The sequence below is a fragment of the Rhizobacter sp. P3_B12 genome (genome assembly GCF_056402895.1).
The window spans coordinates 1-12,045 of the sequence record NZ_JBFUGN010000093.1 but is presented as its reverse complement, the minus strand read 5'-3'; the positions used below and the strand labels follow the sequence as shown (position 1 = coordinate 12,045).

Sequence of the window (12,045 nt, the reverse complement as noted above, 5' to 3'; positions counted from 1 at the left end):
GCCAGCAGCAGCGTCTTCATGGCTGTGTCGCTCCAGGACGAACACTGCGTTGCGCCCGGCCCAACGCGTCCATGCCGCGCACCAGCATGGCCCGGACGCTGCCATCCGGGTCGTTCACCCGCTCACCGATCAGCTGGCTGGCCTTGTCAAGCTGGTACTCGATCCGACTGCCGGTGTTGTCGTAGTGGGCGACGAGACGGTGTGCGTCGTCGTAGTCGAATCCCAGCCAGGTTTGATCCGGCAGCGTGATACGGGTCAGCTGGCCGACCGGGTCGTAGGTGAAGCGTGTTGTGTGCGGCCCTTCGGTATGGCTCAGCAGCCGGCCGCGCAGGTCGTAGGTGTTCAGCGTCACGACGCAGTCGGGGGAAACGCTGCGCAGCAGCAGACCGTTGGCGTCGTAGTCCGTGAACATCGTGACCTTGCCGTCCGGCGTGGTGATGGATTTCAGGTCGCCGCGTCGATGGCGGCCTGGCTCGGTGCCGGGGCAAGGCTCGGCGAGCGCGGTGGGTGTGCAGCACAGGGCCGCCAAGGCCGTGCCCCAGGCGCGAAGCCACGAAAGGCGTCGAATGCTCATCTATTCTTCTCCCTGATCTGGCGGTTGCATTGCGAGCGCGCAGTCTCGTGAACTCGCGCCGGCCACGTCAGGTGAAAGATGTCCGGGTCACATTCCCGAGATATCGGGTTCTCGAAAAGCGATGGCTGTGGGTGCCTATGCGCCCAGCCAATAAGCAAACCCACTTTCATTCGTTGGCGTTCGATGCACCGGTCCCTATCGTGGCGGCTCGTCGTCATCACCGGGCACCACCCCGCCCGACCCGCCATGAAGATCGTCAGCATTTCCGGCAGTCCCTCGCTCCGATCGCGCTCGGGCTGGCTGCTCCAGCTCGCGCAAACGAGGCTCGAAGGCACGGCCGACACCAGCCGCCTGATCGCGGTGCGCGAGCTGCCTGCCGCGCCGCTGCTGCACGCCGATGCGCGCAACGCCCCGATCCGCGCGGCCCTCGACGAGGTGCGCGACGCTGACCTGCTGCTCGTCGCGACCCCCATCTACAAGGCCGCGTACAGCGGCCTGCTGAAGCTGTTCCTCGACCTGCTGCCCACCGACGGCCTGCGCGGCAAGACCGTGCTGCCGCTGGCCACCGGCGGCAGCCTCGCCCACCTGCTCGCGCTCGACTACGCGCTGAAGCCGGTGCTGTCCGCCCTCGGCGCCCGCGACATCCTCGACGGCGTGTTCGCCACCGATGCGCAGCTGGTGCCGCACGAATCCGGTGGCTATGTTCCCGATGACGCGCTGGTCGAACGCCTCGACCGCGCGCTGCAACCCTTGTCTCCTCGCCCGCTTGCCATGAACGCCGGGTGATTCGGCACCCCGGCGCCGCAAGGGGCCGGGGTGTCTTTATCCTTCTTCGTCCACCTCCGGAAGTACCACCATGAACCTGCGGATCGACTCGCTGTTCTCGACGCGCCGCCGCCTCGGCCTCGTGCTGACCCTGGCCCTCGGCCTCGTCGCCGGCCCGGCCCTCGCGCAGACCCGCAGCGAGCTGCGCATCGGCTACCAGAAGTACGGCACGCTGACGATCCTGAAGGCGCGTGGCGACCTCGAGAAGCGCCTCGCGCCGCAGGGCGTCGACGTCAAGTGGACCGAGTTCCCGGCCGGCCCGCAGCTGCTCGAAGGCCTGAACGTCGGCTCGATCGATTTCGGCACCGTCGGCGAAGCACCGCCGATCTTCGCGCAGGCGGCCGGCGCCGACCTGGTCTACGTCGCGAACCAGCCACCCGCACCGGCCGGCGAGGCGATCGTCGTCGCGAAGGAGTCGCCGATCCGCTCGGTGGCCGGGTTGAAGGGGAAGAAGGTCGCGCTGAACAAGGGCTCCAACGTCCATTACCTGCTGGTGAAGGCGCTCGAGAAGGCCGGCATCAAGTACGGCGAGATCCAGACCGTGTTCCTCGCGCCGGCCGATGCGCGCGCCGCGTTCGAGCGCGGCAGCGTCGACGCCTGGGTCATCTGGGATCCGTTCCTGGCCGCGGCCGAGAAGCAGCTCGGCGCGCGCGTGCTCGCCGATGGCCGTGGCCTGGTCTCGAACCACCAGTTCTACCTCGCATCGCGGCCCTATGCCGACAAGCAGCCGCAGGTGATCCGCGCGATCGTCGAAGAGCTCGCCCGGCTCGACCGCTGGGCCGAGGGCAACAGCCGCGAGGTGGCCGCCTTCCTCGCGCCGCAGATCGGGCTCGACATCGGCGTGGCCGAAGTCGCCGCCGGCCGCTTCGCCTACGGCATCGTGCCGATCACGCCGACCGTGGCCGCGCAGCAGCAGAAGATCGCCGATGCGTTCTTCGAACTGAAGCTGATCCCGAAGGCGATCCGCATCTCCGATGCGCTGCCGACGGCGCTGAAGACCGCGAGCACGCCATGAGTTTCACGCGACGCGAACTGCTGCAGGCGAGCCTCGGCGCGGCCGCGGTGTCGCTGCCGGGGTTCGCGCATGCGGCTGAATCGGCACCCGCGCAGCTGCGCATCGGCTTCCAGAAGGCAGCCGTCAACCTCGTCGTGCTGAAGCAGCAGGGCGCACTGGAAAAGCGTTTCCCGGCCAGCACCGTCAAGTGGATCGAGTTCCCGGCCGGGCCGCAGCTGCTGGAGGCGCTGGCCGTCGGCAGCCTCGAGTTCGGCCTGACCGGCGACACGCCGCCGGTGTTCGCGCAGGCCGCCGGCAAGGACCTGCGCTACGTCGGCGCCGAGCCGCCGAAGCCGCTGTCGTCGGCCCTTCTCGTGAAGCCCGATGCGCCGCTGAAGACGCTGGCCGACCTGAAGGGCCGCAAGGTCGCGCTGCAGAAGGGGTCGAGCGCCCACTACCTGCTGGTGCGCGCGGTCGACCGCGCCGGGCTGCAGTGGTCCGACATCCAGCCGGTGTACCTCGCGCCGTCCGACGCGCGCGCCGCGTTCGAGCGCGGCAGCGTCGACGCCTGGGCGATCTGSGACCCGTACTACGCCGCCGTCGAGCTCGACCTGAAACCGCGCGTGCTGGCCAACGGCCGCGACCTGTCGAGCAACAACTCGTTCTACCTCGCGTCGCGCGCGCTCACCGAGCAGCACCCGCAGGCCGTGCTGGCGCTGCTGGCCGAGCTGAGCCGCGCCGATGCCTGGGTGCAGGCCCACCGCAAGGAGGCGGCGCAGCTGATCTCCGATTTCAGCGGGCTGAGCCTCGCGACCACCCATTTGTTCATCTCGCGCCGCCCGGTCTCGCCGACCGCACCGCTGACGCCGGCGATCGTCGCCGACCAGCAGCGCGTGGCCGATGCGTTCGCGCGGCTCGGCCTCCTCCCGCAGGTGGTGCGCGTCGCCGACATCGTCTGGTCCCCTACTTCGAAGTCCCTATGAAGATCCTCTGGTTCATCCCCACGCACGGCGATTCGCGCTACCTCGGCACCAGCAAGGGCGCGCGTGCCGCGACCTTCGACTATTTCAAGCAGGTCGCGATCGCGGCCGACAGCCTGGGCTACGAAGGCGTGCTGCTGCCGACAGGCCGCTCCTGCGAAGACTCGTGGGTGCTCGCCGCGAGCCTGATCGACGCGACGCGGCGCCTGAAGTTCCTGGTCGCGCTGCGGCCGGGGCTGGTGCAGCCGGTGCAGTCGGCGCGCATGGCCGCGACTTTCGACCGCCTGTCGGGCGGACGCCTGCTGGTCAACCTGGTGACCGGCGGCGATGCCGAAGAACTGGAGGGCGACGGCCTGTTCCTGCCGCACGCGCAGCGCTACGAGCTGTCGCGCGAGTTCCTGACGATCTGGCGTGAAGTTCTCGCGAAGAGCCACGACAACGAAGCGATCGACCACGAGGGCGAGCACCTGCGCGTGAAGGGCGGCAAGGTGCTGTATCCGCCGATCAACAAGCCGTACCCGCCGATCTTCTTCGGCGGTTCGTCGGACGAAGCGCACGAGCTCGCCGCGCAGCAGCTGGACACCTACCTGACCTGGGGCGAACCGCCGGCGGCCGTCGCCACCAAGGTGGCCGACATCCGCCAGCGCGCCGCGAAGCACGGCCGCACGCTGGAGTTCGGCATCCGCCTGCACGTGATCGTGCGCGAGACCGAGGACGAAGCCTGGCGCGCCGCGGCCGAACTGGTGTCGCACCTCGACGAAGAGACCGTCGCGCGTGCGCAGCAGAAGTTCGCGCAGATGGATTCGGTCGGCCAGCGCCGCATGGCCGAACTGAACAAGGGCAGGTTCAACCCGAAGAACGTGCGCGAGGGGCTCGAGGTGGCGCCGAACCTGTGGGCCGGCGTCGGCCTGGTGCGCGGCGGGGCCGGCACCGCGCTGGTGGGCGACCCGCAGCAGGTGGCCGACCGCATCCAGGAGTACGCGGCGCTCGGGCTGGAGTACTTCATCCTCAGCGGCTACCCGCACCTGGAAGAGGCGCACCGCTTCGCCGAACTGGTGTTCCCGCTGCTGCCGGTGAACCTGCGGGAACGGCTGGCCGGCCAGGTGCTCACCGGCCCGTTCGGCGAGGTCGTCGCCAACACCTACGTGCCCCAGGTTTCGCAAAGCTGATCACCATGCCCGACTTCCGCAGCGTCGACCACGTGCAGTTGCCCATTCCCCTTGGCGGCGCCGTGCGGGCCCGCGCGTTCTGCGAGGACGCGCTCGGCCTGCGCGAGGCAACCGCCTCGAACTGATCGAACCCCACCACCCTGATGCGGAGACGCAGCACCGTGTCACGGACATCCGGATCGCCGTTTAGAGCGACCTTCGACGGCGTGCGCCGGCGCCTGCTGCCCTGGCTGCTGCCGGTCGCGGTGCTGCTCGCGTGGGAGCTGTCGTCGCGCAGCGGCTGGCTGTCCACGCGCGTGCTGCCGGAGCCGCTGGCCGTCGTGAAGGCGTTCTGGGCGCTGCTGCTGTCCGGCGAGATGGCGCAGCACGTGGCCACCAGCACCGGTCGGGCGCTGGCCGGTTTCGCGATCGGCGGCGGGCTCGGCCTGCTGCTGGGGCTTGCGACCGGCTCGTGGCGCGCGGCCGAGACGCTGCTCGACTCGACGCTGCAGATGGTGCGCAACATCCCGACGCTGGCGCTGATCCCGCTGGTGATCCTGTGGTTCGGCATCGAGGAGTCGGCCAAGCTGTTCCTGGTGTCGCTGGGCGTCTTCTTCCCGGTCTACATCAACACCTTCCACGGCATCCGCTCGGTCGACAAGGGGTTGATCGAGATGGCGCGCAGCTACGGGTTGTCGGGCTGGGCGCTGTACCGGCACGTGATCCTGCCGGGCGCGCTGCCGTCGATCCTGGTCGGCGTGCGTTTCTCGCTCGGCTTCATGTGGGTGATCCTGATCGTCGCCGAGACGATCTCGGCGCAGGCCGGCATCGGCTACATGACGATGAACGCGCGCGAGTTCCTGCAGACCGACGTGGTGCTGGTCGGCATCCTGCTGTACGCGCTGCTCGGCAAGCTGGCCGACGTATTGGCCAAGGGATTGGAGCGCTGGTGGCTGCGCTGGAACCCGGCGTATCAGGTGGCGAAATGATGTTCAAGAGGATGGCGATGTTGCCCTCGCAGATCGAGTTGCAGAGCATGGCGTTTGCGGGCGAGTCGGCCGGCGACGCGACCTTGCGCGAGTCGAGCGCCGCGGTGCCGCGCCGCAGCGCGCCGGCCGGCATCGGCCTGCAGGTGAGCGGCCTGTCGAAGCGCTTCGGCGAGCGCGAGGTGCTGTCCGGCATCGACCTGCGCGTCGACCCGGGCGAGTTCGTCGCGATCGTCGGGCGCAGCGGCTGCGGCAAGAGCACGCTGCTGCGGCTGGTGGCCGGGCTGGAAGAGGCGAGCGCCGGTGCGCTGAGCCTCGACGGCGCACCGCTCGCGCAGCACAGGAGCGACCTGCGCTTCATGTTCCAGGATGCGCGGCTGCTGCCGTGGAAGCGCGTGATCGACAACATCGCGCTCGGGCTGGATGCGGCCGATGGGCGCGAGCGCGCGCTGGAAGCGCTGGCGCAGGTCGGCCTGGCCGATCGCGCGAACGACTGGCCGGCGGTGCTGTCGGGCGGTCAGCGGCAACGCGTCGCGCTGGCCCGCGCGCTGGTGCACGCGCCGCGGCTGCTGCTGCTCGACGAGCCGCTCGGCGCGCTGGATGCGCTGACGCGCATCGAGATGCAATCGCTGATCGAATCGCTGTGGAAGCGGCACGGCTTCACCGCGCTGCTGGTGACGCACGATGTGTCCGAGGCGGTCGCGCTGGCCGATCGGGTGCTGCTGATCGAGGACCACCGCGTGACGCTGGACGAGCGCATTGCGCTGCCGCGTCCGCGATCGCGCGGCAACGCGGCGTTCGCGGCGCTGGAGGAACGGGTGCTGCAGCGGGTGTTGCAGACGCCGGGAAGCGACGCCCCCGAGACGCTGCCGCCCTTCGCCGACTGGCGCTTTTCCGTGTAGCCCGGATGCCAATCCGGGGTTTGTCCGACACATCCCGGATTGGCATMCGGGCTACAGGTTGATCCGACTCTTGGCACACTGGYGGCCATGCCCGCCTCCGAACCCCTGCTGATCGCCTGCCTCTGCGCCGCCTGGTGCGGCACCTGCCGCGAGTACGAGCCGCTGTTCGACAGCCTGCGCGCCGAGCACCCCGACGCGCAGTTCGCCTGGGTCGACATCGAGGACAACGACGAGGTGCTCGGCCCGATCGACGTCGAGAACTTCCCGACGCTGCTGATCGCCCGCGGCGACCGGCCGCTGTTCTTCGGCACCGTGCTGCCGCATGTGCAGACGCTGTCCCGCCTGGTGCAGAGCGCCACCGAGGGCAACCTGCCCGGCGTGCGCGAAATGGGACTCGAAGGCATGCCGGCCCGGATCCGCGCCCTCCAAGTCGACAGCGCCTAAGCCAGAAAGCGCATAAGAACGGAAGTTTTGATTCGTTCCGCGAGTTAGGCCGGCTGCCTACCATTCGTCTCCTCCCCGCGGCTTCGGGCCGCCCACCCAGGACGATTTCATGACGACGGCTCGCTTCATCCGCCACTCGCTGCTCTCCCTCGCACTGGCCGCCACGGCGGGCGTCGCGCTCGCCAAGGACATCACGCTGCTCAACGTGTCCTATGACCCGACGCGCGAGCTCTACCAGGAATACAACGCCGCCTTCAGCAAGTACTGGAAGGCCAGGACCGGCGACAACGTGACGATCAAGGCCTCGCACGGCGGCTCGGGCAAGCAGGCACGCTCGGTGATCGACGGCATCGACGCCGACGTGGTCACGCTGGCCCTCGCCTACGACATCGACGAGATCGCCGAACGCGCCAAGCTGCTGCCCACCGACTGGCAGAAGCGCCTGCAGCACAACAGCACGCCGTACAGCTCCACCTACATCTTCCTGGTGCGCAAGGGCAACCCGAAGGGCATCAGGAACTGGGACGACCTCGTCAAGCCGGGCGTCTCGGTGATCACCGCGAACCCGAAGACCTCGGGCGGCGCGCGTTGGGGCTACCTGGCCGCCTATGGCTTCGAGCTGAAGCGCAACGGCGGCAACGACGCCAAGGCCCGCGAGTTCATCTCGAAGGTCTACAAGAACGTGCCGGTGCTCGATTCGGGCGCGCGCGGCGCCACCGTGACCTTCGCCGAGCGCGGCATCGGCGACGTGCTGCTGGCCTGGGAGAACGAGGCCTACCTGTCGCTGAAGGAATTCGGCGCCGACAAGTTCGATGTGGTCTACCCGCCGATCAGCATCCTGGCCGAGCCGCCGGTGTCGGTGGTCGACAAGGTGGTCGACAAGCGCGGCACCCGCGAGGTCGCCCAGGCCTACCTCGAATACCTCTACACACCGGAAGGCCAGGAGATCGCGGCGCGCAACTTCTACCGCCCGATCGACCCGAAGATCGCCGCCAAGTACGAGAAGCAGTTCCCGAAGCTGAACCTGTTCACCATCGACGAGGTGTTCGGCGGCTGGACCAAGGCCCAGAAGACCCACTTCGCCGACGGTGGTGTATTCGACCAGATCTATTCGAAGTGATCTGAAGCATTAAATCGCAAGTAAGCGCGGGCTTCAATTGATCGCGGCGGGCGCTTCGGCGTCCCGCCGCGAACTCGCTTGTGCAAAAAACTCATAAGGATTCGCCGATTGAGTCGTTCGCTGTTGCGGTGTCCGTCCGTAACATCGCCGCTCCGATCTGCATGGGCTGCGTCGTTGGCGGCCGAAACACCATGTCCTCACGCCTTTCCGCTGCGCGTCGCGCGCTCCTGCTGTCCTCCATCGGTGCCGCCGCGCTGTTCGCCTTCGCGCCCGCCCATGCGGCCGGCCCGACGCTGCTGAACGTCAGCTACGACGTCGCCCGCGAGTTCTTCAAGGACATCAACCCGGCGTTCCAGAAGTCCTGGAAGGCCGCGACCGGCGAAGACGTGGCGATCAACCAGTCGCACGGCGGCTCGAGCAAGCAGGCGCGCGCCGTGCTCGACGGCCTCGAGGCCGATGTCGTGACAATGAACCAGTCGAGCGACATCGACGTGCTGGCCACCCGCGGCAAGCTGCTGCCGGAAGACTGGGCCAGGCGCCTGCCGAACAATGCGGCGCCGACCACCTCGCTCACCGTGATCCTGGTGCGCAAGGGCAACCCGAAGGGCATCAAGGACTGGGGCGACCTCGCGAAACCGGGCACCAGCGTCGTGATCCCGAACCCGAAGATCACCGGCAACGGCCGCTACAGCTACGTGGCCGCCTGGGGCTCGGTGATCAAGGCGGGCGGCACGCCGGCGCAGGCCCGTGAGCTGGTGCAGAAGATCTTCGCCAACGTGCCGGTGTTCGACGGTGGCGGCCGCGCCGCGACGACGACCTTCGCGCAGCGCAACATCGGCGATGCGCTCGCGACCTTCGAATCCGAAGTGAACCTGATCAAGGAAGAGTTCGGCGACAACTTCGAGGTGGTCTACCCGAAGGCGACGATCCTGGCCGAGAACCCGGTCGCGGTGGTCGAGAAGGTGGCCGACAAGAAGGGCACGCGCAAGCAGGCCGAGGCCTACCTGAAGTTCCTGTGGACCGACGAGGCGCAGGAGATCGCCGCCAAGCACCAGCTGCGCCCGCGCAGCGCGACCATCCTCGCCAAGTACGCGAAGGATTTCCCGAAGGTCAACACCTTCACGATCGATGAGGTCTTCGGCGGCTGGACCAAGGCGCAGAAGGAGCATTTCGACGACGGCGCGATCTACGACCAGATCCTCGCCGCCGCGAAGAAGTAAGCGCCTTCCGTGCTGTTCACCCGCACCCTGCTGAAGCGGCACAGCGTGCTGCCGGGCTTCGACCTGGCGCTCGGCTTCACGCTGCTGTACCTGAGCTTCATCGTGCTGCTGCCGCTGTCGGCGGCCTTCCTGAAGACGGCCACGATGACCTGGCCGGCGTTCTGGGACGCCGTCACCGCGCCGCGCGTGCTCGCGTCGTACCGGCTCACCTTCGGCGCGTCGTTCGCCGCCGCGCTGATGAACTCGGTGTTCGGGCTCGTCGTCGCGTGGGTGCTGGTGCGCTACGAGTTCCCGTTCAAGCGGCTGATCGATGCGCTGGTCGACCTGCCGTTCGCGCTGCCGACCGCGGTGGCCGGCATCGCGCTGACGGCGCTGTACGCGCAGAACGGCTGGATCGGCCGCTACCTGCCGTTCAAGGTCAGCTTCACGCCGCTCGGCGTGTTCGTGGCCCTCACCTTCATCGGCCTGCCCTTCGTCGTGCGCACGCTGCAGCCGGTGCTGGAAGACCTGCACAAGGAGATCGAGGAGGCCGCGGCCACGCTCGGCGCGTCGCGGCTGCAGACCTTCACGAAGGTGATCTTCCCGATCATCTCGCCGGCCTTGCTGACCGGCTTCGCGCTCGCGTTCGCGCGGGCGCTCGGTGAATACGGCTCGGTGATCTTCATCGCCGGCAACATGCCGCTGATCAGCGAGATCACGCCGCTCTTGATCATCACGAAGCTGGAGCAGTACGACTACACCGGCGCCACCGCGATCGCGGTCGTGATGCTGGTCAGTGCGTTCGCGCTGCTGCTGGGGATCAATGGCCTGCAAGCCTGGACCCGCGCGAGGCAAGGCCGATGAACACCGTGACCGTTCCCCGCAACGCCGCGAGCCCGGCCGTGGCCCCGCGCCACCTGCAATCAGCCACCACCGAACCCGCGTGGGTCAAGTGGACGCTGATCGGCATCGCGCTCGCGTTCCTGACGCTGTTCCTGTTCGTGCCGCTGGCGATCGTGTTCGCCGAGGCGTTCAAGAAGGGTGTTGGCGTCTACTTCGCCGCCATCACCGACCCCGATGCGCTGTCGGCGATCAAGCTGACCTTCATCGCGGCGGCCATCTCGGTGCCGATGAACCTGGTGTTCGGCATCGCCGCCGCCTGGTGCATCGCGAAGTTCGAGTTCCGCGGCAAGAACGTGCTGCTGACGCTGATCGACCTGCCGTTCTCGGTCAGCCCGGTGATCTCGGGCCTGATCTACGTGCTGCTGTTCGGCCTGCAGGGCTGGTGGGGCGAGTGGCTGCGCGACCACGACCTGAAGGTCATCTTCGCGGTGCCGGGCATCGTGCTCGCGACCGTGTTCGTGACCTTCCCGTTCGTCGCGCGCGAGCTGATCCCGCTGATGCAGGCCCAGGGCACCGAGCAGGAAGAGGCGGCCCGCGTGCTGGGCGCCAACGGCTGGCAGATCTTCCGGCGCATCACGCTACCGAACGTCAAGTGGGCGCTGCTGTACGGCGTGATCCTGTGCAATGCGCGCGCGATGGGCGAGTTCGGTGCGGTCAGCGTCGTCTCGGGCCACATCCGCGGGCAGACCAACACGATGCCGCTGCACATCGAGATCCTCTACAACGAGTACCAGTTCGCCGCGGCGTTCGCGGTCGCGTCGCTGCTGGCCGGCCTGGCGCTGGTGACGCTGGTGTTGAAGTACCTGGTCGAGCGCCGCGTGCGCGCGCAGAAGAAGGCGGCCGAAGGCCGCTCGGAATGAGGTTTCCAGAATGAGCATCGAAGTCCGCAACCTGAAGAAGAGCTTCGGCAAGACCGTCGTCTGCGACAACCTGAACCTGGACATCCCGGCCGGTGAACTGGTGGCGCTGCTCGGGCCCTCTGGCTCGGGCAAGACCTCGCTGCTGCGCATCATCGCGGGGCTGGAAGTGCCCGACAGCGGCACCGTGCTGTTCCACGGCGAGGATGCGACGAACACCGACGTGCGCGAGCGCCAGGTCGGCTTCGTGTTCCAGCACTACGCGCTGTTCGGCCACATGACGATCTTCGAGAACGTCGCGTTCGGGCTGCGCGTGCGGCCGAAGGCCACGCGGCCGAGCGATGCCGCGATCAAGGCCAAGGTGCTCGACCTGCTGAAGCTGGTGCAGCTCGACTGGATCGCCGACCGCTACCCGCACCAGCTGTCCGGCGGCCAGCGCCAGCGCATCGCGCTCGCGCGCGCGCTGGCGGTGGAGCCGAAGGTGCTGCTGCTCGACGAGCCGTTCGGCGCGCTCGACGCCAAGGTGCGCAAGGAGTTGCGCCGCTGGTTGCGCCGGCTGCACGACGAGATGCACGTGACCAGCGTGTTCGTCACGCACGACCAGGAAGAGGCGATGGAGGTGGCCGACCGCATCGTCGTGATGAACCAGGGCCGCATCGAGCAGGACGGCCCGCCGGACGAGGTGTACGACCACCCGGCCAGCCCGTTCGTGCTGCAGTTCCTCGGCGACGTGAACCTGTTCCACGGACGCTTCGGGCGCAGCGGCGCGGGCACGGCCGCCGAAGACGTGAGCTACGTGCGGCCGCATGAGCTGCAGATCCTCGGTTCGGCCGAGGACGGCACGCTGGAAGTGACGCTGTCGCAGGCGCTGACGGTCGGGCCGAACACGCGGCTGGAGTTCAAGCGCGAAGACGACGGCAGCTATGTCGACGTGGAGCTGCCGCGTTCGGAGTACCAGGGCCTGCGCGAGAAGCTGCAGCTGGCGACCGGTTCGAAGGTGCACCTGAAGCCGCGGCGCGTGCAGCGGTTTGCGAGCGACGAGTTGCCGGACCCCGCGGCGATGATCTGAGGACTCCGCTGGGCTTCGACAGGCTCAGGGCGAACGGTTTTCTC

13 protein-coding genes are annotated in these 12,045 nt (G+C 68.2%); 12 read left to right on the top strand and 1 reads right to left on the bottom strand.

Translation table 11 applies throughout. The features are described from left to right. Positions 1–16: 16 nt before the first annotated feature. A complete protein-coding gene (locus tag AC1D01_RS07990; protein WP_477865522.1) occupies positions 17–574 on the bottom strand; it encodes a hypothetical protein in 558 nt (185 codons plus the stop codon). A 246-nt stretch (positions 575–820) separates the two neighbouring features. Between AC1D01_RS07990 and ssuE the strand changes: the two genes are divergently transcribed. The 12 genes from ssuE (at position 821) to AC1D01_RS07930 (ending at position 12,001) form a co-directional block, all read left to right on the top strand. Next, a complete protein-coding gene (ssuE, locus tag AC1D01_RS07985; protein ID WP_477865521.1) occupies positions 821–1,360 on the top strand; it encodes an NADPH-dependent FMN reductase in 540 nt (179 codons plus the stop codon). A gap of 70 nt (positions 1,361–1,430) precedes the next feature. After that, on the top strand, positions 1,431–2,414 hold the full coding sequence (locus AC1D01_RS07980; protein WP_477865520.1) for a sulfonate ABC transporter substrate-binding protein: 984 nt from the start codon (positions 1,431–1,433) through the stop codon (positions 2,412–2,414). Next, on the top strand, positions 2,411–3,376 hold the full coding sequence (locus tag AC1D01_RS07975; RefSeq protein WP_477865519.1) for a sulfonate ABC transporter substrate-binding protein: 966 nt from the start codon (positions 2,411–2,413) through the stop codon (positions 3,374–3,376). The genes AC1D01_RS07980 and AC1D01_RS07975 overlap by 4 nt, the downstream gene beginning before the upstream one ends. Next, positions 3,373–4,542 (top strand): FMNH2-dependent alkanesulfonate monooxygenase, encoded by a 1,170-nt coding sequence (gene ssuD, locus AC1D01_RS07970; RefSeq protein ID WP_477865518.1) that lies wholly within the window; start codon positions 3,373–3,375, stop codon positions 4,540–4,542. Before AC1D01_RS07975 ends, ssuD begins: the two co-directional genes overlap by 4 nt. A gap of 218 nt (positions 4,543–4,760) precedes the next feature. Then, positions 4,761–5,510 (top strand): aliphatic sulfonate ABC transporter permease SsuC, encoded by a 750-nt coding sequence (gene ssuC / locus AC1D01_RS07965; protein WP_477865523.1) that lies wholly within the window; start codon positions 4,761–4,763, stop codon positions 5,508–5,510. Positions 5,511–5,527: 17 nt separating this feature from the next. Continuing rightward, positions 5,528–6,409: an ATP-binding cassette domain-containing protein gene (locus AC1D01_RS07960; RefSeq protein WP_477865517.1), complete on the top strand. Its 882-nt coding sequence runs from the start codon at positions 5,528–5,530 to the stop codon at positions 6,407–6,409. An 87-nt stretch (positions 6,410–6,496) separates the two neighbouring features. Beyond that, positions 6,497–6,853, top strand: a complete 357-nt coding sequence (locus AC1D01_RS07955; RefSeq protein ID WP_477865516.1) for a thioredoxin family protein — start codon at positions 6,497–6,499, stop codon at positions 6,851–6,853. A gap of 109 nt (positions 6,854–6,962) precedes the next feature. After that, positions 6,963–7,973: a sulfate ABC transporter substrate-binding protein gene (locus AC1D01_RS07950; RefSeq protein ID WP_477865515.1), complete on the top strand. Its 1,011-nt coding sequence runs from the start codon at positions 6,963–6,965 to the stop codon at positions 7,971–7,973. A 191-nt stretch (positions 7,974–8,164) separates the two neighbouring features. Further along, positions 8,165–9,193: a sulfate ABC transporter substrate-binding protein gene (locus AC1D01_RS07945; protein ID WP_477865514.1), complete on the top strand. Its 1,029-nt coding sequence runs from the start codon at positions 8,165–8,167 to the stop codon at positions 9,191–9,193. A 9-nt stretch (positions 9,194–9,202) separates the two neighbouring features. Further along, positions 9,203–10,036, top strand: a complete 834-nt coding sequence (gene cysT / locus AC1D01_RS07940) for a sulfate ABC transporter permease subunit CysT (protein ID WP_477865513.1) — start codon at positions 9,203–9,205, stop codon at positions 10,034–10,036. Beyond that, the gene (gene cysW, locus AC1D01_RS07935) at positions 10,033–10,935 is read left to right on the top strand and encodes a sulfate ABC transporter permease subunit CysW (protein ID WP_477865512.1); all 903 of its coding nucleotides are present in this window, start codon (positions 10,033–10,035) and stop codon (positions 10,933–10,935) included. Before cysT ends, cysW begins: the two co-directional genes overlap by 4 nt. A 10-nt stretch (positions 10,936–10,945) precedes the next feature. Then, on the top strand, positions 10,946–12,001 hold the full coding sequence (locus tag AC1D01_RS07930) for a sulfate/molybdate ABC transporter ATP-binding protein (protein WP_477865511.1): 1,056 nt from the start codon (positions 10,946–10,948) through the stop codon (positions 11,999–12,001). The last annotated feature ends 44 nt before the right edge of the window (positions 12,002–12,045 follow it).

Bases quoted from the DNA above. Each gene is read 5' to 3' on its own strand.
- AC1D01_RS07990 (WP_477865522.1), bottom strand. From the start codon at position 574: ATGAGCATTCGACGCCTTTCGTGGCTTCGCGCCTGGGGCACGGCCTTG.
- ssuE (WP_477865521.1), top strand. From the start codon at position 821: ATGAAGATCGTCAGCATTTCCGGCAGTCCCTCGCTCCGATCGCGCTCG.
- AC1D01_RS07980 (WP_477865520.1), top strand. From the start codon at position 1,431: ATGAACCTGCGGATCGACTCGCTGTTCTCGACGCGCCGCCGCCTCGGC.
- ssuD (WP_477865518.1), top strand. From the start codon at position 3,373: ATGAAGATCCTCTGGTTCATCCCCACGCACGGCGATTCGCGCTACCTC.
- AC1D01_RS07960 (WP_477865517.1), top strand. From the start codon at position 5,528: ATGTTGCCCTCGCAGATCGAGTTGCAGAGCATGGCGTTTGCGGGCGAG.
- AC1D01_RS07955 (WP_477865516.1), top strand. From the start codon at position 6,497: ATGCCCGCCTCCGAACCCCTGCTGATCGCCTGCCTCTGCGCCGCCTGG.
- AC1D01_RS07950 (WP_477865515.1), top strand. From the start codon at position 6,963: ATGACGACGGCTCGCTTCATCCGCCACTCGCTGCTCTCCCTCGCACTG.
- AC1D01_RS07945 (WP_477865514.1), top strand. From the start codon at position 8,165: ATGTCCTCACGCCTTTCCGCTGCGCGTCGCGCGCTCCTGCTGTCCTCC.
- cysW (WP_477865512.1), top strand. From the start codon at position 10,033: ATGAACACCGTGACCGTTCCCCGCAACGCCGCGAGCCCGGCCGTGGCC.
- AC1D01_RS07930 (WP_477865511.1), top strand. From the start codon at position 10,946: ATGAGCATCGAAGTCCGCAACCTGAAGAAGAGCTTCGGCAAGACCGTC.